General features: G+C 62.7%; 22 protein-coding genes. 3 read left to right on the top strand and 19 right to left on the bottom strand.

Annotated features, from left to right (window positions below; translation table 11 throughout):
* Nucleotides 1–144 precede the first annotated feature (144 nt).
* On the bottom strand, nt 145–558 hold the full coding sequence (locus tag ACYVGS_RS15150; RefSeq protein WP_460589519.1) for an FxsA family protein: 414 nt from the start codon (nt 556–558) through the stop codon (nt 145–147).
* A 202-nt stretch (nt 559–760) separates the two neighbouring features.
* Here ACYVGS_RS15150 and ACYVGS_RS15145 point away from each other — a divergent pair, with 202 nt between their 5' ends.
* From ACYVGS_RS15145 to ACYVGS_RS15135, 3 genes are all read left to right on the top strand, one after another.
* Nucleotides 761–1,747, top strand: a complete 987-nt coding sequence (locus tag ACYVGS_RS15145; protein WP_460589518.1) for a phytanoyl-CoA dioxygenase family protein — start codon at nt 761–763, stop codon at nt 1,745–1,747.
* The gene (locus ACYVGS_RS15140) at nt 1,650–2,942 is read left to right on the top strand and encodes an acyltransferase family protein (RefSeq protein WP_460589517.1); all 1,293 of its coding nucleotides are present in this window, start codon (nt 1,650–1,652) and stop codon (nt 2,940–2,942) included. Before ACYVGS_RS15145 ends, ACYVGS_RS15140 begins: the two co-directional genes overlap by 98 nt.
* 95 nt (nt 2,943–3,037) lie before the next feature.
* Entirely contained in the window at nt 3,038–4,048 is a 1,011-nt protein-coding gene (locus tag ACYVGS_RS15135) for a phytanoyl-CoA dioxygenase family protein (protein ID WP_460589516.1), read from the top strand.
* A 36-nt stretch (nt 4,049–4,084) separates the two neighbouring features.
* On the opposite strand, the gene ACYVGS_RS15130 is transcribed toward ACYVGS_RS15135, so the two are convergent.
* The 18 genes from ACYVGS_RS15130 to gspD form a co-directional block, all read right to left on the bottom strand.
* Entirely contained in the window at nt 4,085–4,993 is a 909-nt protein-coding gene (locus ACYVGS_RS15130) for a glycosyltransferase family 2 protein (protein WP_460589515.1), read from the bottom strand.
* Nucleotides 4,993–6,075, bottom strand: a complete 1,083-nt coding sequence (locus tag ACYVGS_RS15125) for a phytanoyl-CoA dioxygenase family protein (RefSeq protein WP_460589514.1) — start codon at nt 6,073–6,075, stop codon at nt 4,993–4,995. The genes ACYVGS_RS15130 and ACYVGS_RS15125 overlap by 1 nt, the downstream gene beginning before the upstream one ends.
* The gene (locus ACYVGS_RS15120; RefSeq protein ID WP_460589513.1) at nt 6,072–7,922 is read right to left on the bottom strand and encodes a sulfatase-like hydrolase/transferase; all 1,851 of its coding nucleotides are present in this window, start codon (nt 7,920–7,922) and stop codon (nt 6,072–6,074) included. Before ACYVGS_RS15120 ends, ACYVGS_RS15125 begins: the two co-directional genes overlap by 4 nt.
* Before the next feature lie 9 nt (nt 7,923–7,931).
* Complete coding sequence (locus ACYVGS_RS15115; RefSeq protein ID WP_460589512.1) at nt 7,932–8,714, bottom strand: class I SAM-dependent methyltransferase; 783 nt, start codon at nt 8,712–8,714, stop codon at nt 7,932–7,934.
* A gap of 108 nt (nt 8,715–8,822) precedes the next feature.
* Entirely contained in the window at nt 8,823–9,734 is a 912-nt protein-coding gene (locus ACYVGS_RS15110; RefSeq protein WP_460589511.1) for a glycosyltransferase, read from the bottom strand.
* A gap of 10 nt (nt 9,735–9,744) precedes the next feature.
* Nucleotides 9,745–10,443, bottom strand: coding sequence for a hypothetical protein (locus tag ACYVGS_RS15105; RefSeq protein WP_460589510.1), 699 nt, complete (start codon nt 10,441–10,443; stop codon nt 9,745–9,747).
* Complete coding sequence (locus ACYVGS_RS15100) at nt 10,440–11,636, bottom strand: AmpG family muropeptide MFS transporter (protein WP_460589560.1); 1,197 nt, start codon at nt 11,634–11,636, stop codon at nt 10,440–10,442. The genes ACYVGS_RS15105 and ACYVGS_RS15100 overlap by 4 nt, the downstream gene beginning before the upstream one ends.
* Before the next feature lie 65 nt (nt 11,637–11,701).
* Nucleotides 11,702–12,385 (bottom strand): Stf0 family sulfotransferase, encoded by a 684-nt coding sequence (locus ACYVGS_RS15095; protein ID WP_460589509.1) that lies wholly within the window; start codon nt 12,383–12,385, stop codon nt 11,702–11,704.
* 143 nt (nt 12,386–12,528) lie between these two features.
* Entirely contained in the window at nt 12,529–13,674 is a 1,146-nt protein-coding gene (locus ACYVGS_RS15090; RefSeq protein WP_460589508.1) for a hypothetical protein, read from the bottom strand.
* A gap of 41 nt (nt 13,675–13,715) precedes the next feature.
* Entirely contained in the window at nt 13,716–15,911 is a 2,196-nt protein-coding gene (locus ACYVGS_RS15085) for a glycosyltransferase (protein ID WP_460589507.1), read from the bottom strand.
* A gap of 1 nt (nt 15,912) precedes the next feature.
* A complete protein-coding gene (locus tag ACYVGS_RS15080) occupies nt 15,913–16,395 on the bottom strand; it encodes a hypothetical protein (protein ID WP_460589506.1) in 483 nt (160 codons plus the stop codon).
* On the bottom strand, nt 16,392–16,667 hold the full coding sequence (locus ACYVGS_RS15075; RefSeq protein ID WP_460589505.1) for a hypothetical protein: 276 nt from the start codon (nt 16,665–16,667) through the stop codon (nt 16,392–16,394). The genes ACYVGS_RS15080 and ACYVGS_RS15075 overlap by 4 nt, the downstream gene beginning before the upstream one ends.
* A gap of 69 nt (nt 16,668–16,736) precedes the next feature.
* Nucleotides 16,737–17,879: a sulfotransferase family protein gene (locus ACYVGS_RS15070; protein ID WP_460589504.1), complete on the bottom strand. Its 1,143-nt coding sequence runs from the start codon at nt 17,877–17,879 to the stop codon at nt 16,737–16,739.
* A 27-nt stretch (nt 17,880–17,906) separates the two neighbouring features.
* Nucleotides 17,907–18,809 carry a peptidylprolyl isomerase gene (locus ACYVGS_RS15065; RefSeq protein ID WP_460589503.1) on the bottom strand — a complete coding sequence of 301 codons (903 nt, stop codon included), beginning with the start codon at nt 18,807–18,809 and terminating at the stop codon, nt 17,907–17,909.
* Between the two features lie 101 nt (nt 18,810–18,910).
* Nucleotides 18,911–20,473 (bottom strand): hypothetical protein, encoded by a 1,563-nt coding sequence (locus ACYVGS_RS15060; protein WP_460589502.1) that lies wholly within the window; start codon nt 20,471–20,473, stop codon nt 18,911–18,913.
* 93 nt (nt 20,474–20,566) lie between these two features.
* Nucleotides 20,567–21,016, bottom strand: coding sequence for a hypothetical protein (locus ACYVGS_RS15055; RefSeq protein WP_460589501.1), 450 nt, complete (start codon nt 21,014–21,016; stop codon nt 20,567–20,569).
* A gap of 74 nt (nt 21,017–21,090) precedes the next feature.
* On the bottom strand, nt 21,091–21,765 hold the full coding sequence (locus tag ACYVGS_RS15050) for a hypothetical protein (RefSeq protein WP_460589500.1): 675 nt from the start codon (nt 21,763–21,765) through the stop codon (nt 21,091–21,093).
* Between the two features lie 26 nt (nt 21,766–21,791).
* Entirely contained in the window at nt 21,792–24,107 is a 2,316-nt protein-coding gene (gene gspD / locus ACYVGS_RS15045; RefSeq protein WP_460589499.1) for a type II secretion system protein D, read from the bottom strand.
* Between the last annotated feature and the right edge of the window lie 12 nt (nt 24,108–24,119).

Raw genomic sequence — 24,119 nt, 5'->3', positions numbered from 1 at the left:
ATATTGGGGCGACCGGGGGGTTTTCAAGGGGTGTTTTGGCACTCTTTTACCGAGAGTGCCAAAATTTTTTCAGTGGGAGAATTTTCTTTGGTAAGTCAGGCAGTTGCAAAAGCAACAGCTGCAGCGGGGGCAAGGACTTCCGCCTCAATCATCCAGACGGCGATAATCGCCCTCGAGGGTGGTGGCATCCTGCGGAGAATCGCCGGGGGCTTCCCGCCGGGGCCGCCGGCCACCCAGGGCCCGCGCCAGCCGCCGGCGCAGTGGCCCGATCATCACCAATACGGCCAAGGCGTCGGTAATCAGGCCGGGCACCATCAGTAGCACCGCCGCCAGGCCCATGGCCATATCGTCCACCAGCCAGCCGGGGTTGATGACGAAGCCCTGCTGGGTCTCGCGCAGGCGGCGGAGCATACCCTCGCCCTGCTTCCGCAGCAGCAAGATCCCCAGGACCAGGGTAAGGAGGACCCAGCCCAGCGCCGTCAGGGCACTGGTTTCGACCCCCAGCTGGATCAAGGTGAACAGTTCCAGCCAGGGCAACAGCAATAAGAGAAGTCGCATAGCATCTCCCGGCGCAGGGAGTGAGAGCGCCGCTGTGTACTCTATGGGGGCGAATGGCGACGATGCAAGCCCATCGCGAACTGCGCTTTGCCGGAAGCCGCCAAAATACCGGGTCTTACCGAGACCGCACACGGAGAGGATTGATCTCGGGAGCTTTCAGTGGAATGCTAAGTGCTCGATAAAAACCACAGCTGACGCCGCCATGCAGGCCTTTACCGACTCCAGTGACGCCCTCGGCGACGACCTGGCCTTGCGCACCCGCTTCGAGCGCGAGGGTTACCTGTACTTGCGGGGCATTGTCGATCGCGAGAAGCTGGCGGATCTGCGCCGTGAAATTGTCGCGATTTGTGTCCAGCATGGCTGGATAGATGACGGCCCGGACCCATTGCGGGCACACACCTGCCACCGGCCGGTCGTGGAAGGCGACGCCGACTACTTCGGCGTCTACGACCAGATCCAGCACCTGGAGAGCTTTCACGCCCTCGCCCACGACCCCGCGATTCTGGCACCGATGCGCGCCCTGCTTGGCCCCAGTGCCTTTCCCCATCCGCTGTCCATCTGCCGCCTGGTCTTTCCCGCCAACACGGAATGGACAACACCGCCGCACCAGGACTTCCCCAACAACCAGGGCACGACGGAACTCTACGCCAGCTGGCTACCCCTGGGAGACTGCCCACAGGCGCTTGGCCCCCTGGCAATCCTCCGGGGCTCCCACAAGCTGGGCCTGCTGCCGCTGAAATTTTCACTCGGAGCCGGCCACCGGCAGTGTGCGATGGATGCGCGACACGCCAGGCTACCCTGGGTCTCCGGGGACATGGCGGCGGGGGACATGCTGATATTTCACAGCCTCACCGTGCACCGGGCACTGCCCAATCTGACCGACTGCATGCGGCTTTCCGTGGACTACCGTTTCCAGCGCGAGGGCGAGCCCCTCACCGCACAATCCCTGCAGCCACACTTCCAGCGACAGGCCTGGGAGGCGATCTACCGGGATTGGCGGGATCCGTCGCTGAAGTACTACTGGCGCCGCAAGACCTATGCCCTGGCCAGCTGGGACGCGAGTCTGCACGCGCTGGCGCCCGAAGACTGGGATGACGCAGTCCGGCAACGCATGGCCTATGACCGCCGCATCGCGGCGCGGAGCAAATCCGGAACAACTCCCGGGCCAGCCGCAGGCGCTGCCGACTGATGCAATGAGCCGCGAAACACACACAACGATAGATCTCGTAGAGGGGCTGCGCCGCCCTTCCAGTTACCGTTTCGAGCTCGAATGCCTGCGTGGCCTGGCGATTCTCATGGTCTTTTTGTTCCACGCCTACAGCATGACGTGGGGAGAGCCGCGCACCGCGCCGGGCCCTCTGGAATCCTGGGTCGTTGCCGGCAACACCGGTGTCACGCTGTTCTTCGTTCTCAGCGGGTTCCTTCTGAGCCTACCCTGGCTGCAGATGCAGCGGGGTGCTCCGGAACCCTCGATACCGCATTACCTGAGAGCCAGGGCCTTGCGCATCCTGCCACTGTATCTGAGCTTCGTGCTGCTGGCTGCCGGCATCAGCGGGCAGTGGGGCCCGGCACTCAAGGCGGCAACATTCCAGTTCGTCGGTTTCGACATCACCCCATTCAGCGCCGTGTGGTGGACGCTGAGCACGGAAGTTCAGTTCTACCTCCTGCTGCCGCTTGCCTGTTGGCTTTATCTGCGCGGCGGCCATGCCCGGACACTGCTCTACCTCGCGCTCGGCATCTGGTTGCTCGCCTATCTTTACTGGGCACTGGCGATTGCACCCGCCACTCCCATGGTCTCCTGGTTTGCATCCAAATCACTGTTCGGACGCCTTCCCGCCTTTGCCGTGGGTGTGGCACTGGGCTGGTGGTATGTGCGCTTTGGCAGCAGCACCCCGAACCGGGATGGGCGCCTGCTCAGTACCGTCGTGGCATGTGTTCTGCTGGCGGCAATGACCTACCTGCTGCAGCGTGGCGCAGCATTGGGGGACTGGAACGCCGAACGTCTATGGCACCTCCGGCACACCTGGGAAGCTGGCGTCTGGGCTCTGCTGGCTGCACTGCTGCTGAGCTACCGCCCCCTCGGCAGCGCGCTGTTGCTCAACCGCCATATGGCCACCCTGGGCAAGCTCTCCTACTCCGTGTACCTGAACCATGTGCCGATCCTGTTTTTCCTGATACGGGCCCTGGAGGACTGGCTCGGACAAGCGCAGTACTCTACATCCTGGCAAGCTCTCGCCCTGCCTGCCCTGGCACTGGTACTTTCTGTTCTCTGCGCCTGGGTCACCTATCAGATGATTGAGCGCCCCTTCCTGCGCTGGAAGCGCAAAACACCGACACCGGGCACGCGTACTGCGACCGACAAAAAAGCCGTTGCGACACCATGACGTCACCCGCCACGCGGCTTGGCTATGCTATGGTCAACGACGTTCAGAACCCATCACCGCGTAATGACTGCACAATAAGAGATCCGGATATCCCCATGTATAGCACGACCCTGCGGGTGCTCGATAACGGTGAGCACGATCAAGACCGGGAATTACTCAACGGGCGTATCGCGGCCTTCCGCGAGCGCAGCCCCAGCGCCAGGCCGCGCCAACTCCTTCCACACACGCAAGCGCGCCAACTGACACTGTGCGAGGGCATCCCGGAAATCCAGCCCGAGGAGCTCGACCCGGCCACGCTCGAGTACTGCCTGTGCAATCACGGTGCGATGATTGTGCGCGGCCTGATTGCCCCGGAAACAGCAGCCGAGCTACGCGAGCTATGTGACCGGGTCATTGACCGCTGTGCCACCGCCCTGGGCACGCCCGCCGACGACACACCCCGTGGCGCCTACTACGATCCACCGGACATACTGCGAGAAATCATGCAGGGTGCCGAGCTCGCCTATTCCCGCGGCTTCCACAACACCTCCGGTTCGGCGATGTGCGTGGAGGCACCGGTCGTGGCGGAGGCTCTGCTCCGGTTCTATACCGAGCTCGGGCTCTATGAGCTACTGCGTAGCTATCTGGGTGAGGAGCCTTGCCTGACAGCGAAAAAGTGGGTACTGCGTCGGAGCGTGCTGCCGGTGTCCCCCGCTGGCTGGCACCAGGACGGCGCCTTCATGGGCACGGATATCAGCAGCGTGAACCTCTGGCTGCCACTGAGCCGCTGCGGGGGCGACACCGGTGCCCCCGGCCTGGACCTGATTCCGGCGCGCCTGAATGAGATTGTCAGCGCGGAAGACGCCTATTTTGGCTGGTCGGTGGCACCCGATACCGTGGATCGCGAGTTTGCCGGTCGCGCAGCCGTCGCACCGGTTTTCGAGGCCGGTGACGCACTGTTCTTTGACCATTACTGCCTGCACCGCACCCAGTTTCGCGAAGATCTGCATCAAACCCGTTACGCCCTGGAAACCTGGTTCTTCGGCAGCCAGAGCTTTCCCCGCAATCAGGTGCCTCTCGCCTGGGGAGATCTCGCGCCCGGGTCCGACGAAGCCCCCACGGCCTGATCGCCCGGAACCCGGAGCGACCCCACCGCAACCCACTCAGTCGACCGGGTTCCCCCGCTTGCGCAGGTGGATCTTCGACGCCTGGGTAGGCAGGTGACCGAGAAAGGTCAAAGGCTTGTCGCTGACCAGGCGCTGGTGGCCGCGCAATGCCTGGTACTGGGCGAGGTAATCTGCCAGCCGTGCATCGCGCAGTGTATCGCTGCTGTTGGTCGTAGTACCGCCGTGAACCTGGTGAAAACTCCCCTCACCCACCAGCTGCACCGGCACCACACCCTCGCTGTCGACCGCACGCTTGTACAGGTCCAGGTTGAGAAAACCGCCCCCGGGCAGATCGAATCGCTCATCGGCCCCACCCAGAGCCAGAAACAGGTCTCGACGCATAAACAGGCAGTTGGACTCGAACATGCGGTTGAACCAGGTGATTCGCTCCGCGCCCCCCCACAGGGGCGTACCCACCTCGAACAGGCGGTAGCCATCCCGCGGCCAGTCGATGCTGTCCAGCAGCGCATCCTCGCGGGTCTGGTTGTAGCCCGACTTCACGGTCTCGGGCTGCTCGCCGGGGCCGAGGTAGAAATAGCGCACCGCCACCACCGGCTCATCGAAAGCGGCAAAGGCGCGCCCGGCCCAGTCGAGCACACCCGGTGTCAGGAGATGGGCCCCATCGACCATGAGGCAGACAATATCCCCGCGGGCCATGGCGACCGCGCGATTCAGGGCCTGCGCCGGTGACACCGGGGCCGGATCCAGGCGCAGCCAGCGCAGGGAGAGATCCTCCGGAACGCTGTGCAGCGAGGTCTCCAGTGGCTCGGGAGAGCCGTTATCGACCACGATGACCTCGTAATCCGTCGGCTCACAGTTCAGTTGATAGCGGGGTGACAGCGCCTGCAAGGTTCTCGGTAACTCCCGCTGCATCTGATAGCCCACGACAATGACGGACACACGCATCAGAACAATACCGGTTGCTGTTTGAGAGGTGCCCGCGACTGCGCGAAGAACCAGGCCTCGATCGCGTAACGCGGCAGAGTGTGGGCCGTTCCGAAAGCAGTGCGATGCAGGTTGAAGTGATCAAAAATCAGTGCATCGCCTGGCGCGAAGCGGGGGACAAAGCGGGTGTCCGGTGCCACCTGGTCGACCAGGCCCTGCCCCACGGTCCAGTCAAAATCCGCACCGTGGCTGCCGGTGGGAAGGATATCGCGGCGACCATTGGCGACAATTTCCATTCCCGGGGCCTCCGTGTCACCACCGCAATCGCTCAAGGACAGCCAAAGGTTCAGCGTCGCGATGCCCTCTCCCAGGAAGCGCCCATCCTGATGCCAGCCTGCCTCGGCCCCATTGTCCGGTGCCACGCGGCGCAGCACCCATTTCTTGACCGAAAGCAGGGCGGGCTCTCCAAAGTAGGTGCTCAGCAGTTCCGGCAGGCGCAACTGGTGGTAGAGCGTCAGAAGCCGCGCAGTAGCGAGTGGCGAATCGACCGTCCACAGTGAACTACTGGCTGACACCGACTCACCCGGCGCTGCAAAAAAACGTGCGGGGCCACCGTGCACCTCGGGCGAGCGCGCATACCATGCGGCTGAAGACTCTTCACAGGGTACCCGCTGCTCCCGCGCGGCAATCACCCGATCAACCAGGTGGCGCAGGGACAGCGCGCGCTCGCGGTCGACCAGCCCCCGCACCAGCAGTGCGCCGCGCTCGGACAGGGCCTCGCGCACCACAGCGGCATTGAGCTCGGCAGCGGTCACTTCGGGCAGACCAGCGGCCCGGTGTGCCTGCCGTTCTACCGCCCCGCTGCGGGGTTCAGTTCCAGCGGCCAAGGGGTCGGCGAGCCCCTGCCCGCTACCCGCCAGTGCACGCCCCCCCTGAATACGCAGGTCAACCAGCGCACGCTGCAGCAGCGCGGTCGGCCTTGCCTGCTCGGCAAGCTGAAGCGCCTCCACGGCTGCCCGCCATTGCCCCCTGCCAGCCAGGGCCTGAGCCCGCTCCAGTGCCTGCCGGGTTGCTTCGGGCTCCTCGAAAGTCTGTTGAATCATGTCGTCTCGCATACGCGCTCGGCCAGAAGAGCGAGTTCGCTGTCAAGTTCCTGCCGGTCCGCGGGAAGGATTCCCACACTGCGATTGTACACAAGCGGCTGACCGAGCCTGCCGGCAAAATCCGGCCCCGTTTCGCCGTGCCCGATAAGCAAAGGCTGCAAAAAATCATCGGGCGGGAGTGCCGGACGAGGTCGTCGCTCGGACAATACCGCCTCGCCATTAACGAACAGGCGCAGCTCGGCAACATCGGTTTCCGGCAACATTAGACTGAAACGAAACTCACTGCTCAGAACCAGGCTATTGCAAGCCCCGGACTGCCAGGCAACGGGTTGCGAGTGCAGGTCGTGATCGTGAATACGCACCTGCAGTTGGCCTCCCAGGCGCATCAGGAACCACTGTCCGGCCTGGCTGGCCAGAACACCGTCCCCCTCGCCGCGGATACCGATGGCAAAGGTATGGCCGGCGAACCCGGGAGCGCGCTGCAGACTTTGGCCGGTAACCCGGGCCTTTCCCGACTCATCCAGACGATCGATCTTCAGTGGCAGCTCCCGCGTCACTCGCTGCCAGTTCCGAAACTGACGGGTAAGTGCCCGGACACGGTCGGGGTTTTGCTGCATGACATTGACGCGACCAGCGGGATCAGCCTGCAGGTCATTCAACTGCCGGTATGCATTGAGGAAGGTACTGAGGCGCCAGCGCCCATCGCCGGAGAGCACAGCCCAGCTGTTTCCGGCGATACTCGCCGATTCCCAGAACAGCGGTTCCGCCGGGGGCGCCAAATCTCGGCGAACCTTCAGCAGGTCGCGGCCGCGAAGCCCGGCTTCTGGCGAACCACCGGCAGCCGCCAGGAGTGTAGGCAGATAATCCAGGGCCGTGACCGTGTTCTCGACGACGCCGGATTCCACCTCTCCCGGCCAGGCGAGAATCAGCGGCGTGCGCACCGCCCCCTCGCGATAGTCCATCTTGCGTCCGCCGAAGGGCGCATTACTGGGGTAGGCTTTCTCGGTCCCGCCGTTGTCACTGGCGAGCAGAACCAGCGTGTTCCCGCTCAGGCCAGCGACCTCCAGGGCCGACAGTACCCGCCCCACGTGGTGATCAAGCTGTTCCAGTAGCGCGAGATACCGCCCCCGGGGCGTATCCGGGTAACGCCCTGCGAAGCCCGGCATGGGCTGCAGGGGTGTATGCGGGGCATAGAGCCAGAGATTCAGAAACCAGGGCTGCTCGCTCCCGCGACCCCGCTGGTGGAGAAAGGCCTCCACCTCGCGCACCAGCAAGTCGTCCAGCCAGCCGCGAGTCGCCTGCGGGGGCTGGTTGTCACGTTGTAACCAGGGATTGCGGTGAGTCGGCCTGCCTGGCTGCCAAGTCCCCGGCGGATGAGGGCCGCGCAGGAGATGCTGGTCGAGGAAGCCAAAAAACGTATCAAAGCCCTGCGACAACGGCCAGGCCAAGCGCGTGCTGTAGCCAAGGTGCCATTTGCCGACATGATGGGTAGAGTAGCCCTGCTCCCGCAGCGCGTCGGCCAGGGTAACCACTTCCGGTGATATCCCCTGGTGAACCGGCCGAAAACCCAGGCGCGCCGGTTCCTGTCCGGTCAGCATCATGGCTCGGGAGGTCGCGCAGGTGGTATCGGTGTAGTGTCGCGTGAAACGCAGGCCCCGAGCGGCGAGACTGTCGATATTGGGCGTTACCACCTCCGTGTTGCCCCAGGCCCCGAGGTCGTTCACCCCCAGGTCATCGACCACGATCAGCAGGAGATTGGGCCGCGGAACGGCGGGTTCCGCGTGGCCGGCAGCTACCGCCGCCAGCAATAGCGCCAGGGCAAGAGCGGCCCGCGCACTCACCCTCACGGGCGGCCCTCAGCCATCCGCGGCCTGCTTGCCCTGCCCGCCCTTCTTCTTCGCCCCGATCAGCTCTTTAAGGCGTTTGGCCTGGCGTCGCGCCTCGAGAAAGTGCGCCGCATGGGTGTAGAACTGGCGCAGCCGCTTGACCGACGCTTCATCGCGGTCAAACAGCAGCCCGGTCAACTCGGTCTCCCGCGGCTGCCCGCCAGGCTTGCGCAACACGCCGAGTCCGAAGCCGTGATTGAAGCGGAAAGTCTCGGCGTGCTCGGCCTGCAGCTCCTCGAAGAACTTCCAGGCGCCAAAATCCTGCAGGCGCGCCATGACATCGTGGAAGAGGACAATGCCGCCTGGCTTCACTTTGGGGTACCAGGTGGTGAAGTCCTCCTTCACGGCCTCGTAGGTGTGCAGGCCATCAATGTGCAAGAGGTCGATACTGTCATCATTGAAGTGGCGCAGTGCTTCGTGGAAATACATCCGCAAGAGGTAGGCAAAGCCCCGATAGTGCTCCCGGGCGTGCTGCTGCACATCGCGATAGATGCTGTCGTCATAGTGATCGGTATGCTTGTCCCCCTCCCAGCAGTCGATGGCATAGGCCACGCCGTCGATGTCGTTTTCCTGCATGGCCTGACAGAAGGTAAAAAACGACAAACCATTATAAACACCCAGCTCCACCACCACCTCGGGCCGCAGGGCGGTGACCAGGTCGTAGGCAAACGGCAGATGGTCCACCCAGGTGGAGAAGACCATACGGCGGGGCTCGAAATGCTGCAGGGAAGGGGGAAAATAGACAGAACTCACTCGCTTTCCTCAGGCCACGGCGCCGGGACGGATGGATTCCCCCGACGGACTAAGCTCACCCCGTTCGGCCAGAATGCGGGCGGCAGAATAATAGACAAACTTCTGCGCCTAGGGCGGAATTTCTCCCAGGAACAGGGGTTGTGTTTGGGGACTGCGGAACTCCTGCCCACGCAGCTCGCGGTACTGTGCATGGCTAAGGGCAATGTAGTTTTCACGCACCGATGTGGACTGGCCACCGGTGGTTACGCCACCGTGGAACTGATGAAAAGTCCCCTCGCCCAGCGCAATGACATGCTGTACGCCTTGGGCCTCGCAGGCCCGCTTGTAAAGATCCAGGTTGATCAGGCCTCCACCGCGCAAATCAAATCGCTCGTCGTAACCTCCCAAATCCTGCCACAGGTCCAGGGGCAAACTGATGCAATTGCTCTCGCTATTGGGGAGGAAAAATCCGGGAGCACTGGAACCACTGAAACAGGCGATGTCGAAGAGGCGATAACCATTATCCGGCCAGTTGACCGAATGCAGCAACTCACGCTCACAAGCCCGGTTATAGCCCGTATTGACCGCCTGCTGCTGCAGCTCATAGCCCAGGTGGTAGCCGGGAACGGCGACCACGGCGCGGTCGGCCACCCGGTGCCCAAGCAAGAGGTTGCGGACCACTCCCGGTGTCAGCATGCGAGCGCCATCGATCATGACACAGACAAACTCCCCCTGTGCCAGGCTGGCGCCATGGTTGATCGCGCGGGCCGGACTCGGCTCACCATCATGCCGCAGCACATAGCGAAAATTGAACGGCAAGGTGGCAAGAAAATCCCGGGACAAGGTGCGGGGTGAGCCGTTTTCAACGACGATCACCTCGTACTCCTCGCCTTCCACCCCGCGCTGGTAGCCCGGCAGCAGGGAGCGCAGTGTATTCTCCGCTTGCTCCGGCATGTCGTAGACAATCACCACAATGCTGATGATGGGTCCTCGACCGACCGGGCTGTTCCTATCTGCCTTTCCGAAAAGTCGTGACAGCATGACACATCCGTTACAGACTCGCGCGCCGCAGGCTCCCGTATAACCAGCGAACTTTCAGGGGTGTTCGGGCCCCTGACCGGGCGGCGAAATTTTTTAATTGATTATCGTAAAACCGTTGTGGCTGCGCCGGCGGCTTCAAACCCAGATAGCGAACCACCTGGTCAACCTTCCGATTGAAGGCCGCCTCCTCCTCGTCGAAACACAAGAGAGGAAATCCATAGCGACGCTGCTCGCGCTGAAGCACCCGGTTGTAGCGATACCAGAGCTCCAGTGCCTGCGACCTGGGCATTTGACTGCGCCGTTCCAGCGACTGCACCACAGCCTCAGGATGCCGGAAGATGCCGACAAACTCCAGCCCCGGTATCAAGGCCTTCCAGCCATCCAGTACCAACAGCGTGCGCGGGTCCTTGAACCCCATGACCGGCACCTCGGCGTGGGCAGCCAATAGTGCGCGGGCCCGGTCCTGGAATGCCTCCGACCAGCGACACCGCCGGGGAGGCCGATCCCAGCCGCCGCCGTTTGCGGCCAACAGCGCATCGTGAAGATCGACAATATCCTGATTTTCCCGGTTGCCCTTCAAATTGTAGGGGTTCCAGGCGTGATACTTGCCCAGCTCAAGGCCCGCCTCCTGCAGGGAACCGGTCAGGCAGCTGGTACCACTGCGGTGCATGCCCAGCACTGCGATCACGCGCTGCGGCCGGGCACTCACGGCTGCGGCTCCCGCCACGGGGCAACCCACAGCAGCAGGAGCATCCCCGGCAGTGCGATGAGGGCGCAGAGCAGGAAGAAGTGGTACCAGCCCACGGTTTCCACAATGACCCCGGTACTGGCATTGGCAAAGGTTCGCGGCAGGGCCGCCAGGGCGGTGAACAGGGCAAACTGGGTCGCGGCATACATGCGGCTGGTCTCCCGGGCGATAAAGGCGGTGAAGGCGGCAGTGCCCATGCCCACCCCCAGGTATTCAAAGCTGATCACGGCCGCCAGCAACCAGAGAACCGGTCCGCTCTGGGCCAGCACGGCAAATCCCAGGATACTGACCACCTGCACGACGCCAAAGACCCAAAGTGCACGATTAATACCCAGGCGCAACATGACGACGCCCCCCAACAGCCCGCCGACAATGGCCGGCCAGAGTGCCGCGTGCTTCGCCACCAGGCCTATCTCGGTCATGCTGAAGCCGGTATCCAGATAAAAAGGCGTGGCCAGGGCCGTCGCCATGTTATCGCCGATTTTGTACAGGAACATGAAGCCCAGCACCAGAAAGAGACCGTGCCAGCCGCGCCGCTGCAGGTACTCGCGGAAGGGCGCGATCACCGACGCTCGCAGGCCCTTGCCCAGGGGCAGTTCGGAGTTCGGTTCGTCCACCGCAAGGCTCATCGCCGCCCCCACCAGCATGAACGCCCCGGTGATCCAGAACACCACCGCCCAGGGCAGCAGGTCCGCAAGAATGAGTGACAGCGAGCCCGGTACCAGGCTGGAGATCCGGTAGGCCTGCACATGGATGGAGTTGCCGAGCCCCAGCTCCCGATCGGGCAGGATCTCCCGCCGGAAGGCGTCCAGCGCCACATCCTGGCTGGCACTGAAGAAGGCCACAGCGAAAGCCAGCCAGGCGATCATCCAGGTCGAATCGCGGGGGTCGAAATGCCCCAGAACACCGATGGAGACAATCAGCGCCAGTTGGCACAGGAACATCCAGCCACGGCGGCGCCCCAGCAGAGGCGGCACCCAGCGATCCATCAAAGGGGCCCAGAGAAACTTCCAGGTGTAGGGAATACCGACCAGGGCGAACAGGCCGATCTCGGTGAGAGACACCCCCTGATCCCGCAACCAGGCCGGAACCAGCTGAATCAACACATACAGGGGCATACCCGACGCCAGCCCGGTGAAGATGCAGATCAGCATGCGGCGATTGAAAAGTGCCTGCCGCCAACCGACCGCAGTATCCGCTGACTGACCGGACCCGCTACTCACGGCGAATTCGGGTCCGAGGCGCGGCCGACCTGCGCGCGGTAGTCACGCAAAAAGCGCTCGCGAAATTCCCGGTTAAGGGAGCCCCGCTGACGGTTCATGCGCAAGGCCTCGGGGTCGATTTGTACCTCGCCGAGGCCAAGGTGTCGCGCCAGTCGGCGCGTGCCAGCTTCAGGCTCTGCAACAAAGGCATCGTGATCGATCTCGTAGGGCTGCAAATCCAGCGTCGCACAGAGGGCATCCAGGGCCCCGTTGGCCTGGGCCAGGGACTGGACACGTCGCAAAATACGCAGGAAATCGTATTGCGGTGGCGGACGCTCGCCCGCATCAAAGCTGTGCCAGCGCTGTGTCTGCTCGGCAATGGTAAAGGAGATCGCCTGCCCCAGCAGGTCACGCCGACGCACGCGAACCCAGAGTACATCCTGGAAATAGCCGGGTACGATGCCGGCACGCCAGAGCATGAGTGCCTGATCCCAGGAAGCCTTCAAGCCGTAGATCGCCCCTGGCTTGTGCCAGCGCCGGTACTCGTGCGCCATGTATTCGGGGAAGCCCGTCAACTGGAACTTCTCGGCGCGACGCGCCACGATCGGGTGATTCAGGGGTTCCCCCATCGCCATCACACGGCCCGTGGCACGCAGATACTCGGTGACCAGGGTCGATCCGGAGCGGTTGGTAAAAAGCAACGCGCAGACAGGCTCCTTTACCGGTTGGAAGTCGTTGCGGTAGTCAAACTGCGTGAATATCTCCCGGATGCGGCTTTCGTGTGGACCACATCGCTCCAGCAGTCCCGCTGTGGGCAGGGCCGGCGGTGGATGCGACGAAAGCATCAGGCTCTCACCGCTGCAGCTTGTGCCCGCGGGCTGTCCTGTGCCCAGTCTTCGAGCACCATGCGTTCATCCCGCGGCACCATCGCCCACAGATTCTGCTCGGCGATGATCAGCAGACTGGCCCGGGCAAACAGACTCCGAAAGCTGCCAAGACGTCGCCCGCGCCCCGCCTTGCGCACGGCGCGCACAAACTCCAGCAGGCGGTCCTCCTCCGTTTCCGGCGCCTCCACGTGCGCGGCCGCCGGGATCGCCTGGCGAAAGAACTGCCCCTGGTTGCCGTAGATCCCGGCGAGGCGCTGGTTGGTCGCCTCCCACCGTTTGCGCAGGCGGTTATAGCAAGCCCGATTGACGTAACGCACTGTCTTCAGTGGAGGCTCGGGGCAAAGCCTCTGCAACAGGCCCAGCACGGCATCGTTATCGACTTTCTCGTAACCCACGTGGTTGAGGCAGCGCTTGATGTACAGCTGCGACGCGCCCAGGCTCTCATTGGCCGCCAGGGGGGCTGCGGGCAGGGCAGATATGCCAGTGCTGTGACAAAAGTCGGCCACAATATCGCCGTTCAGCCACTGCTCTGGCTCATAGGGTCGCACGATGAGATTCTCTGCCCCGAAAGCCCGCCCCCAGAGGTCGGCGATCTGATCGTAATCCCGTTGAAAAATCTGGTGAGTTTCATAGAACTCATAGGCGGTACCCGCCCACTGCCGTGCGCCCTTCACATCCTGGTTATAAAAAGAGGCGTAGAGCTGGTCCTGGCGGCGCAGGTACATGATCACCTTCACCGCGTGACCGCTGAGCGCGGCCCGGATATCCCCCAGCATTCGGTCAATATTGATCGACTGCCCGAAGAACAGCTCGGTACTGACAATCGCCGTGTGAATGTCCGGCCCTGCGGAGGCCAGCTCCGACGCCAGACGCGACCAGGCCTCTCCCCGCGGGAAATCGCCGTACCACAGGTCCGGCATGCGCGTTGACTGGTATTTGTCGATCAGGTCCGCCACCAGGACGTGGTGTGCGTCGCCATGACGGCACTGTTCGGGATACAGCACACCCTGGGCGCGCAGCACCTTCTGGCTACCGGCAAGAATGGCCTGCAGATTGGATGTCGCTGTCTTGGGGGCGCCGATATGGAGGTAGACGGTTGCCACGGAACTCAACTTCTCTCGCGTGTTTCCCGGATTGTACAGGCTCAGCGCACGATTTCGTGCATTGGCCGACGGGAAAGGCAGCGCTTGAGCCACTGCTGAAGCCGAAAGGGCACCAGGGCCACCAGCCGGGCGACCCAGGGATGGCGACTGAGGCGCCACAGACGACCCAGCCATCGCTCTCGCCGCCCCAGCACCGGCAGGCCCGGGCGCAGGTTGCCGGTGAGCTGAAGCCACAAGGCCGCCGGCAGCTCGCCGCTCCGGGCGGTCACCGGCGACAGGTAGTCTTCCCGATAAAAATCCCGTCGGGCGGGTGACCGCGGCGACGTCTCGGGCAATACCTGGGCCGGCAGTACCTGATCCGACAGCACACTTTCCCAAAAACCCTGCCAGCCGGACACCGGCGTGGCCCAGGGCATGATCACGCTGTGCTCACGCCCCGCCACCCGTTCGACAAAGGCCCCAATATCGGGCACCACCACCGGCAGTCCGAGATGCAGGGCCAGGCTCAGGGTGTAACTGTAGGTCTCGGGCCAGAGAGCCGGGTACCACATTACGTCCGGCGCAATCTCCTCGATCAACTGCCAGGCTTCTTCGGCGGCATAGGGACCGTGTGTGATCACGCTCCGGTCGAGCGCTCGGTAGGCATAGCCCAGCAGGTGAAACTCTATATTCTGAGCACTCAGCGCCCTGGCAACGCCCTCCAGCACATCGGCTCCCTTCTCCCGACTGATGGCGCCCGCCACCAATACCTTCAGCGGGCGGCTGCCATCCCACTGCCAGCTTGGCTCGGGATAGGGCTGGGAGGCCTGAAAATCAGGGTGCCAGGCCGCCACCGGTTCCGCCAGGGAAAAATACCGCTGGAATCGCTCGGCACTGTCAGTGGAGGGGAAGATGACACGCTGCGCGCGATGCACCAACAGGGACTGGCCCTCCCGCCAACCCTCGGGGGTGACACCCTCCGGCAGCGGATAGTGATCGGCGCAGCGCCGATCAAAGTCCGCGGCGGACTCCTCCACATAGCGCGCATCGGCATCGGTCAGGGTGGGATTGCCGTTGACCAGGTAATAGTCGTGGACCGTGAGGTCGTGTCCGCAGCCCAGTGCCTCTGCCAGCACCCAGAGGCGCGGATGAACACCCATGGTGTGATGGAAATGCAGGCGTCCGACACCCAGGGTGCGCAGCAGCGCGACCAGCGTCTCAAAGTCCCGGTCCACCACGAAGTGCAGCCCGTCCAGCAAACGTTGACCACCCTCGAAGACGCTCAGTACGACCGACTCGCCCTCCCGCTCCGGCGTCAGTTGCAGGAACAGCGCCTGATCACGATACAGGCGGGCCAGTTCATCCACGTGCTGCTGGGCTCCCCCGCCAAGCTTGTGGGAAATAAACAGCACCTTGGGGCGCGACACGCGGGCAAACAGGCCCAGCAGTGCACGGGTGCGCGCCGCGCGCGCCGGGTCGGCGGCGACATAGGCCTGAATGTCGCTGTGGTAGCGGGGGTAGCGCTGGTCCAACAATTCCATTGCCCGCGCAATCCGAGGGCTCTGCTCTTCGGCAAAGCTGACGCCACCCTTGTGAAAGACGAAGCAGTTGGCCAGGTGGAGGTTGCGCCAGCCGGCGCGAATGGCTCGCTGACACCAGTCATTTTCCTCGCCGTAACCGCGCCCGAAGGTCGCCTCGTCAAAGTCGCCCACGGCCTGCAAAGCCTCCCGCCGCAGGTACATGCAACAGCCCACACCCGTGGGCACTTCGTAGACATCCTCTGCGATGAAGCTCTCGGCGAACACCTCGTCGATGGTGGCGAGATCGGCCCCGAAGGGCAGTGTATTGTCCTTGCAGAAATTGGGAAAACTGAAGATGGTAGCGTTATTGGCGAAGGGCGTGATGCTGGCCGCATCGGGATGGCGCTCCGCGGCTTCGCGGATACGCCAAAGCCAGTTGTTGGCGACTTCGACGTCGCTGTTCAGCAGCAGGACGTCCCGCGCCGGATCATGGCGCATGCCCCGGTTGGCAGTCCCGACAAAGCCCAGGTTCTCCGGGTTCTCGAGAAGCACGATACGCTCGGGGTGGGCCTCTGCCAGCTCGCGCAGGAGCGCCGTGATGGCCGGATTGGGCGAGGCGTCATTGACCAGCACCAGGCGCGACCACGCGGGGTCCGTGGTCGCCAGAGCAGTGTCCAGACAGCGGCGCGTTTCTTCCAGCCCATCGTAGACGGGGATGACGATGTCAATCTCGCGCACGTCAGGAGGTCGCCGCAGTGCTTGGCAGATAACGGTTTATAAACGATCTCACACGCTCAAACTCGTCCAGCAACAGCCTCGATTGAGTAAAGGCCTTGTCCAGCAAGCTGGCCTGTATTTCGGGCTCTTCGGGATAGTCATGGGCAAACTGATTGCGCATCTCCCGCAACATCATCCAGCGCTCCGTGGAGTGAATGGCGCCCATTTTTTCCAGCCTGTTCAATTTATCGATAAATGTCGTCAGCTCGCCCTGCTCCGCAGTGAGATCCAGAACCGCGGGTAATAACTGAGCGCCCATTGCATCCTGTAACTTTGAAAAGCGTGAGGCGAACTGGTCCATGATAGCCATAGTCGTGTCATCGACTTTTTCTAGCCGCTCGGGATCGAAGGGCTGCAAGTGACTCAGTTGACTCATGGCCCACTGAAGGCGCTCCGCGTGACGCTGGCAGATCGACAGCAGTGAGGTGATTTTTTCCGCACTCACAACACCACACCCTCACGGAGCGCCACCTGGTGAACAGGTAACAAGGGCGTTTCCGGACGATGAATCACCAGATCGATTTTCTGGTCTCCCAGCTTCTGCTTCAACTCCACAAGAGCCGCGAACTTGGCATCGATCAATACTGCGGGCGACTGAATTTGTGGCTCAACGTAGAGATCAATATCGCCACCACGTTTGCTATCGTCGACGCGCGAGCCAAACAGAAGTACTCGGGTCTGTTCACCGAAATGCCGTCGAAGCACTTCGTTGATCACCTCGCGTTGTCTGGAAGATAGACGCACTGTCTCCAACTCATTCTGATAAACCCGACGCCATTATCCCGCTCATCCCTCACCCCCGGCAAGCCGGCGTTGGCGCCACCAGCGTACCAGGCGCAACACAGGACCCAGGACAGGCAGCCGATAAAAGGCCTGAATCTCGGTGTCCTTGTCGGCGATGACCTCCAGCGCGTGGCTGTGCAAGGTACCGATCTCTGCCAACCGGCCATCCAGCTCGCGGAGCTGCGCATCGCGCTCGTCGATTGTGGCCAGCGCCTGGCGATGCTCCGTCGCAAGGCCCTCAATATCACGGTCCTTACCCGCAATCACCGCCAGGGCTTCCTCCAGCTCGGCAGCAAGCCTGCCGATGTCCGCATCCTTCGCCGCGATGGCCTCCAGGGCCCGGCTATGGGATTCACCGATGGCAGACAATTCACGGCCCCGGGCAACCAGGCCGTCCAGTATTCCCTGCAGTGCACCCTGCAGGGAATACTGCTGATCAATCAGTGCCGCCAGGTCTGCCAGCTCCTCCGCCCCGATATCGGCGCGGGACAGCAGGGAACCCCCGGTCTCGACCTGCTGATGGCGCAAATCGGAACGCACGGCGCGTGCGAGCGCCGCCTCATCCACAGTGAGCGGCAAAGCCTCGGACAAGCGCGCCAGGACAGACAAAGGAGAGGCCAGCAATGCCGGGTAATCGACACGTAGGGTCTCAACCGGGAGTGCAGCCATAACCGCTTGCCGGTAGGCCAGATCCAGGCGCAGGCCGTAGGCCTCGGGGAAGCCATCGCGCCGCAGCAGTGATCCCGCGACTTCCCGCGGCGCACGGCTGATATAGCAGACGCGCGGCTGCAGGCCGGTGGCCTCGCAGGCCTGCAGCCAGAGCGGCAGGGTCAGGCAAAAGCGCGGATCCTTGATTGCCCAGAGGCTATCGGGACTGCCAAAGCCCCGGCCCAGGATGCGCTGGGCATCGGCGCGGAAGTCAGCCAGCGCGGCGGCAGGCCAGTCTCCCCCCAGGACCGCATCCCCGGGGGCGTACCAGCTGCCGCCGGCTGCTGCCAGCAGTCGCTCGTTGCATTCCACGACCTCGGCATCCTCCCAGAAACCCTCGTCGTTGACGCCGGCGAGGGGGTCCAGGAGACGGTCGCCGAAGCTGGCGCCGCAGGCTCGCAGTGCAGCGCACAGGGCCGAGGTTCCGGACCTGTGCATGCCGACCACCAGCAGCACCGACATGGCTTACGGGGCGCTCTTGTAGGGAGCGAAGATATCTTCCATCGCCGCACCATCGATACGCACCTCGTCACTCAGCGACAGACTGGACTCGTAGTCCTTCACCGCGGCCTTGACGTACTCGCCACGCAGCGTGCGAATGATCAGGTCGCGAACTTCCTCGAAGGATTTGTAGTGCGCTTTCTGAACGTCGTCGAGGCGAATGATGTGGACACCAAACTGGGTTTCCACCAGGTCGGAATAGGCACCGACTTCCTCGATATCAAAGGCACCACCGGTGTAGCGGGGCTCGACACCCTTTTCGCCCAGGCTGAACCATTTCTCAAAGCGGCCACCTTTCTTGCGAGAGCCGGGATCACCGGAATACTTTTCCACCATCGCTTCAAAGTCGGCACCGTCGCGCAGCTGCGCCAGCACTTCCCGGGCCTCCTCGCGAACGGGCTCGCGTTCACATTGCCCGGGGGGACAGACCCAGAGGATGTGCGAGGTCAGGCGCTTCTCCGGCACCTTCGCGTACTTGTCCTTTTCGGTTGCATAGCGCTCGCGGGCCAGATCGGACAGCTCGGGCACCTCGACATTGGCCACGAAGCGATCGATCATGAAGCGGCGCTTGAGATTTTGTTCACGGAAATACAGGGTCCAGTAATCCTCGCCATCGGCCTCGGGCGTCAACGTGTCCGCTGCCTGCGCGAGCTTCTTGTTGGTCACGGCGATATTGATCAACTCCAGGCGATCGCCGGTATCATTGGCGGCCGCTTCACGCATGTCGCGACTCCAACGCTCGACAATTTCCTCAAATTCGGCGCGAGTAACCGTGACATCGCCGTCACGAATCACGATCTCTTCTCCAGCCTGGACAAACACGGATACACAGAGGCCAAGGGCCAGCCAGAGTTGGCGTTTCAACATGGTACTCCCTTCCTGATTGACGTGGTCTGCAAATAATAAAAAAGCCGGCACCTCGCGGTGCCGGCTTTCAGGTGCTTCTCAGCTAAACGGGTTAGCTTCGATTAGAAGCCGCTGCCGTAGGCGTGCTCGATAGCGCGACCGTAGTTGGCATCGGGGTTGCCGGGGAAGCTACGCTCCCAAGCGACGAAGCCAATTTTCGGGATCTCGCCAGCTACAACGCCGGTGGTGTCACAGCCGTAGGCAGTAACCGCAGCAACGATTTCGCTCGCACCGCCAGCGATGTTGACGCCGGAGTTGCTGGAAGTGGCTTCACACACAGCCAGGTCACCGCTGGTGTTGCTGGAAACGCTCAGCTCCGCCCAGCCGAAGGGGCTCTCGGGAACCTGAACCACGATGTCGGAGTTCACGCTACCCAGTACGGGCTCGGCGCCCCACTGTACAACGTTAACTTCGTAGGGCAGCTGGGTGCGGACTTCCGCGCCGGGCAGCTGGGGAGATACAACCAGCTCACCGTCGGGCAGAGCGCGCTGCTGCTCTTCACGGTCATAGACGTCGAAGGACGCGATGGCCGGGATATCGCGGTGGTCACAGCCACCTTCCAGACCTTCAAAGGTACCTGCAGGCTGGGCATTGCCACGGTTGCAGGGGATCTCGTCCTCGGTGCCTTCGGTCAGCAAAGACGCGAAGTAGTGGGGCAGATCCAGCATGGTGTACTGACCGGGGAAGGTGATAACCCAGTCGGTGCCCACGTTCAGGTCAGCGTTGGCAGACCAGTCGTTGATCACGGAAGCATTGCCGATCGCGCTGCGCAGCTCGACGAACTTGCCGCTGTTACCAGTGCCCGGTACACCGCCGTTCAGGTCGGGGTAGTCGAAGCCCAGCAGGTCGCCGCTGAACAGACCGAACTGTTGGTTGGTGATGGCCGGCTCGTCAACCAGGAAGTTTTCCAGCATGACGGCTTGGTTGCCCATTTCCAGGCCAGAAGCCGCGTCACGCAGGAAGAAAGAAACCTGCAGCGGGTTGCCCGGGGGAGTGTAGACAGTTTCGCCATCGGGAGAACCGGTAGCTACGCCGATCTGGTTGGTAGTGTCGTGCGCTGCAACACCGCGGGGCTGACCCTGGAAGGTGCCGCCAGCGAAGAAGTTGGAGCGTACACCGGCACAGTCAAAGGGAACGCCTTCGGAAGTGTGCTTGGCAGCAACGGCGATCGGGTCATCTTCGCTCTCGGGCGCACCCATGGCGATAACTTCGATGTAGCCTTCTTCCGCGCCTTCGCGGTAGATGCCGGGCATGGTGAACTTGCCGCTCTGAGCAGCCGGAGCAGTACAGGAGGTGTCGGTCGTGTTGAACACGATGTTGTCACCTTCGTCCTGCAGGAAGCCGGTCCACACGTCTTTCGGAGACATGATGACGTTGAAGTCGAGGGCATCCATGGAGTCGACACCACGACGCAGGCGGATTTTGACAACCTGAGTGCGATCGCTGGTGTTGGTCACGTGAACACCGGTGACGAAGCCGTCACGTACGGTGTAGTAAGGGATCAGGCCAACGTCGCCCAGGCCATTGCCTGCCACGTCAGTCTGTGCAGTGGTAACGCCAGTGTAGCCAGCGGTCGCAGCTGCTACTGCAGCAACAAGACCCAGAGGCTTAAACTTTGCATTCATAGTAGGAGACTCCTAATGTGTTTTTACTTCACAACCAAAGTACAGATTGCTAGCGCTATTTATTGCTAACTGCAGCCAGCTTTCAACCGGGCTTCAGCCGCTAACGCTATGCCACCATTCGCCATCAATGCTAACCCATTTCTCGCGAACAGTCGTTGGTATAGCGCCAAATTGTGCAGAAACCGCGGTTTGTTTGGTCGGCCTGGACATGACCCGAACCGCCACACTTGCCACAGCTGCGTCGGCATCATAGGCAAGGACTTCGACAGCTGTCAACTCCCAGTCCACCGTATAAGTGAAGTTGCGCGCATGATAATCCCTCGGAAAAACAGCGCGATACGCCGGTGTTGCAAAGTCCCATGTAGCTGCGAAATCCTTGCGCTCCAGCGCCTCCCAACGGGCTGTCACGCGCTCGACCAGCTCGGCCCTGTCCGCGTCGGTGAGCGTCTTCGGCGGGCCACCCAGGCTTGCGCAGGACGCCAGGCAGGCCACCAGCAGCGCGCCAAAGAGGCCGCGAACAAGCGGGGATAGTGCATCCAACATATTGATTTCCTTAGTGATTAAATGAAATTTCAGTCATTGTAGCGCCCCTGGCACGAGCGCCTCAAGGCGGCACATCAACAGCCTGCGGCCGCTCGCCGCTGATCCCGCTGGCGCAGCCCCCACTCGTAGAGCGAGACATCCCGGGCGTGCCATTCACGCACCCGGCGCAGCAGTTCCGGCCCCAGTTCCCGCGCACCCCGCGGCTCGTCCGCCACGTTGACGAGCCGGGGCTGCAGATTTATTCCCAGAAAATGCTCGGAAAATTCCCGAAGATCCTCGGCGTAAAATTCGCTTATTCCGACAAAATCCAGGGCCCGCAGCGGGAAGGCCCAGAGGAACTGGTGGTAGACATCGCGCAGCTCCGGAGCGAGGCAGAACTGCTCCAGCGTCCAGCCCTCTTCCACCACCCGCCGGTGCAGCGTGGTGGTATCCGTGGCGCCGGCATCGTAACTCCGCTGCCAGTAGAAATAGTGCGAGATCAATCGCTCCACCGGCTCCCGCAGCCAGGTGACGAACCGGCAGGGCATGTGGTCCGCCAGCAAGAGATACTTGATGGGCAGAAAGTGCCCGTGGACACAGGTCACCCCGGCAAAGTCCCCGGGCTCGGCTGCGAGGCCGTACTCGAGTGCCGCCGCGTGGCGCTCGGCGACCGGGCAGGCCAGGGGGTAATCCGCGTAGTCGGGGCGAAAGCCCGGGCCGAAGGCCTCCTCCAGGGACGCCCGAAAGCTCGAGCCCGCCGTTTTCGGCATGTGTATCGAAACCAGCACGCTGGATGCTAATCCACGCTAAGGTTCGTCGGCGCCGGATACTGGATCAGCTCCATGCTGCGCACACGGGAGCGCAGCTCACGACCGATATCGCGCAATTTCTGCTCATCGTTTATGACACGAGGCGTCAGGATAACAAGCAGCTCTGTGCGCCGGTTGTCGCGACCAGTCGACCCGAACAAGGCTCCCAGCACCGGCATGCGGTGGAGAAAAGGCACGCCTCGGTCAGTCGCGGAGGCATTTTCGCGTATCAGACCGCCCAGTACGACTGATTCGTCGGATCGCACCGCCACACGGCTCACAACACTGCGCTCGAGAAACGTGGGCTGATCTGTAGAATTATTTGGGCTAGTCCCGACATCGGTCACCGACTGCTCGACATCCATGGTTACCAGGCCACCGGCGTTGACCGAAGGCTGCACCATCAATTTGACACCGGTATCGCGATAAACAATGTTCTCGGTAGCAAAGCCGCCACTTTCAGATACCGTTCTTCCCTGGCGAACGGGGACTTGGTCACCGACGTGTATATAAGCAGGATGATTATCCAGCACCATCACCGAGGGTGACGATATGACGTTGATCAGCGAATCGCCAGAAAGCGCATTGAGCACCGCGCTGATATTGCCGGCACCGTTAGTCACGGTATAGGAGAAACCCGCACTATTGGACGAAGGACCACTACCAGGGAAGCTGCCGCTACCGTCATAGTTGCTGCCCAGGCCATTCTTGAAGGTCCACTCGAGGCCGTAACTTAGCTCTTCGGTCAGCGTCACTTCGAGGATACTGGCCTCAATGATCACCTGGGTAGCCACCACATCGAGCTGGGTCAGGGCATCCTCGATCAGGCGGTACTGCTTGCCGGTGGCGTAGATCATCAGGGCATTGTTGACCTCGTCGGCCACCACCCGCACATCCGCCAGCTCCGAGTTCTCACCCCCCGCGCCCAGACTGCCGACCTGGCTGGCCAGGTTACCCGAACCGCCAGCACTGCCGCCGAACAGGCTACCGCCGCTGCCACCCGAGGAACGATTGCCGCTACCGTTGCTAGCGGAGCTGCGACCACTACTGGCAAAGCCCGAGCCGGAGCCACTGTTGCTATCCAGGTCCGAGCTGCCCCCTCTGGAACTGCGGGTACCGCTGGAGCCGCCCGAGACAGAACCGGAGGAGGAGGAGCTGATCGACTCCATCGACATGCCCGGCGCAACCCCGCCGGTGCCGGCATTGCCCGTGCCGGTACCGACGCCGCGCGCGCCACCGCTGCCACCGGCGTAAATGCCATTGATCAGTTCCGCCAGTCGCGAGGCGCTGGTGTTCTGCACCGGGTAGACGAACAGGCGCTTCTCGAAACTGGAGTCCGGGCGCACATCCAGGCGCTCGACCCAGGTACCCACCGTATCCAGATAGTGGGCCCGGGGGGTCACCACCAGCAGGCTGTTGAGCCGTTGCACGGGAATGATGTTCACCAGCCCGGCCAGCTCGCTGCCCTCGGCATTGGCCCCGAGCATGCTGTTGAGTACCTGTGCCGTCTCCTCGACCCGGGAGTTTTCCAGGGGGAACAGGCCCACCGACATACCCGCCAGCATGTCGACGTCAAAGGTCGACACCATGTCCAGCCAGCCCCCCAGCTGTGCCTGGGTGCCCGCCAGGATCAGGAGGTTGCGGCGATTGTCGACACGCACGAAGGCCTCTTCGTCCGCCATCGGGCGCAGAATATCCGCCATGGCGCCGGCGCTGATGTACTGCAGAGGCACCACCACAGTACTGTGTCCCGCGCCAGGGGAGCGCGCGCTGCCCAGCCGCGGCGACAGGCGCGAGGCCTGGCCGGAGCCGGTGACCAGGAAGCGGCCGCTGCCATCCCGGGTCATGACGACATTGTTGGCTTCCAGCAGTGACTCCAGTACCTGCAGCAGCTGATCCCGGGGAATCGGGCTGCGCGAGCGCAGGGTGATCTTGCCCTGTACCGGGTGATCAACGATGTAGTCCAGCTCGAGGATGTCACCGAGCACCGCGTGCACCACCTCTTCCAGCGGCGCATTTTCGAAATTCAGGCTGACGGCCTCCCCCACCAGTCGCACGGGCTCAACGGGCTCGGGCGTCTCCCATTGGCGGTCGCTACCGGGGAAGATCACCGGCTCGGGACGTTCGCGCTGCTGCTCCTGCTGGCGTGCCAGCTCGGCGGTCGAGGTGGCCGGCCCCTCGCGCTCCTGATTGGGCTCCCCGCCCTGGGGCGCCTGATAGGGCTCCCGGCCGTACTGGTTCTCCAGCAGCGCACAGCTTGCCAGCAGCAGGGTGCAGGCCACTACGGTTAATGACCGCAACATAGTGAATCCTCG

It is taken from the genome of Haliea atlantica (genome assembly GCF_054779855.1).
Note: the sequence above shows the minus strand (reverse complement) of the source record. Positions and strands in the feature narration are given on the sequence as shown.

Bases quoted from the DNA above. Each gene is read 5' to 3' on its own strand.
- ACYVGS_RS15150 (WP_460589519.1), bottom strand. From the start codon at position 558: ATGCGACTTCTCTTATTGCTGTTGCCCTGGCTGGAACTGTTCACCTTG.
- ACYVGS_RS15145 (WP_460589518.1), top strand. From the start codon at position 761: ATGCAGGCCTTTACCGACTCCAGTGACGCCCTCGGCGACGACCTGGCC.
- ACYVGS_RS15140 (WP_460589517.1), top strand. From the start codon at position 1,650: ATGACGCAGTCCGGCAACGCATGGCCTATGACCGCCGCATCGCGGCGC.
- ACYVGS_RS15135 (WP_460589516.1), top strand. From the start codon at position 3,038: ATGTATAGCACGACCCTGCGGGTGCTCGATAACGGTGAGCACGATCAA.
- ACYVGS_RS15130 (WP_460589515.1), bottom strand. From the start codon at position 4,993: ATGCGTGTGTCCGTCATTGTCGTGGGCTATCAGATGCAGCGGGAGTTA.
- ACYVGS_RS15125 (WP_460589514.1), bottom strand. From the start codon at position 6,075: ATGATTCAACAGACTTTCGAGGAGCCCGAAGCAACCCGGCAGGCACTG.
- ACYVGS_RS15110 (WP_460589511.1), bottom strand. From the start codon at position 9,734: ATGCTGTCACGACTTTTCGGAAAGGCAGATAGGAACAGCCCGGTCGGT.
- ACYVGS_RS15100 (WP_460589560.1), bottom strand. From the start codon at position 11,636: ATGCTGATCTGCATCTTCACCGGGCTGGCGTCGGGTATGCCCCTGTAT.
- ACYVGS_RS15070 (WP_460589504.1), bottom strand. From the start codon at position 17,879: ATGCACAGGTCCGGAACCTCGGCCCTGTGCGCTGCACTGCGAGCCTGC.
- ACYVGS_RS15065 (WP_460589503.1), bottom strand. From the start codon at position 18,809: ATGTTGAAACGCCAACTCTGGCTGGCCCTTGGCCTCTGTGTATCCGTG.
- ACYVGS_RS15060 (WP_460589502.1), bottom strand. From the start codon at position 20,473: ATGAATGCAAAGTTTAAGCCTCTGGGTCTTGTTGCTGCAGTAGCAGCT.
- ACYVGS_RS15055 (WP_460589501.1), bottom strand. From the start codon at position 21,016: ATGTTGGATGCACTATCCCCGCTTGTTCGCGGCCTCTTTGGCGCGCTG.
- ACYVGS_RS15050 (WP_460589500.1), bottom strand. From the start codon at position 21,765: ATGCCGAAAACGGCGGGCTCGAGCTTTCGGGCGTCCCTGGAGGAGGCC.
- gspD (WP_460589499.1), bottom strand. From the start codon at position 24,107: ATGTTGCGGTCATTAACCGTAGTGGCCTGCACCCTGCTGCTGGCAAGC.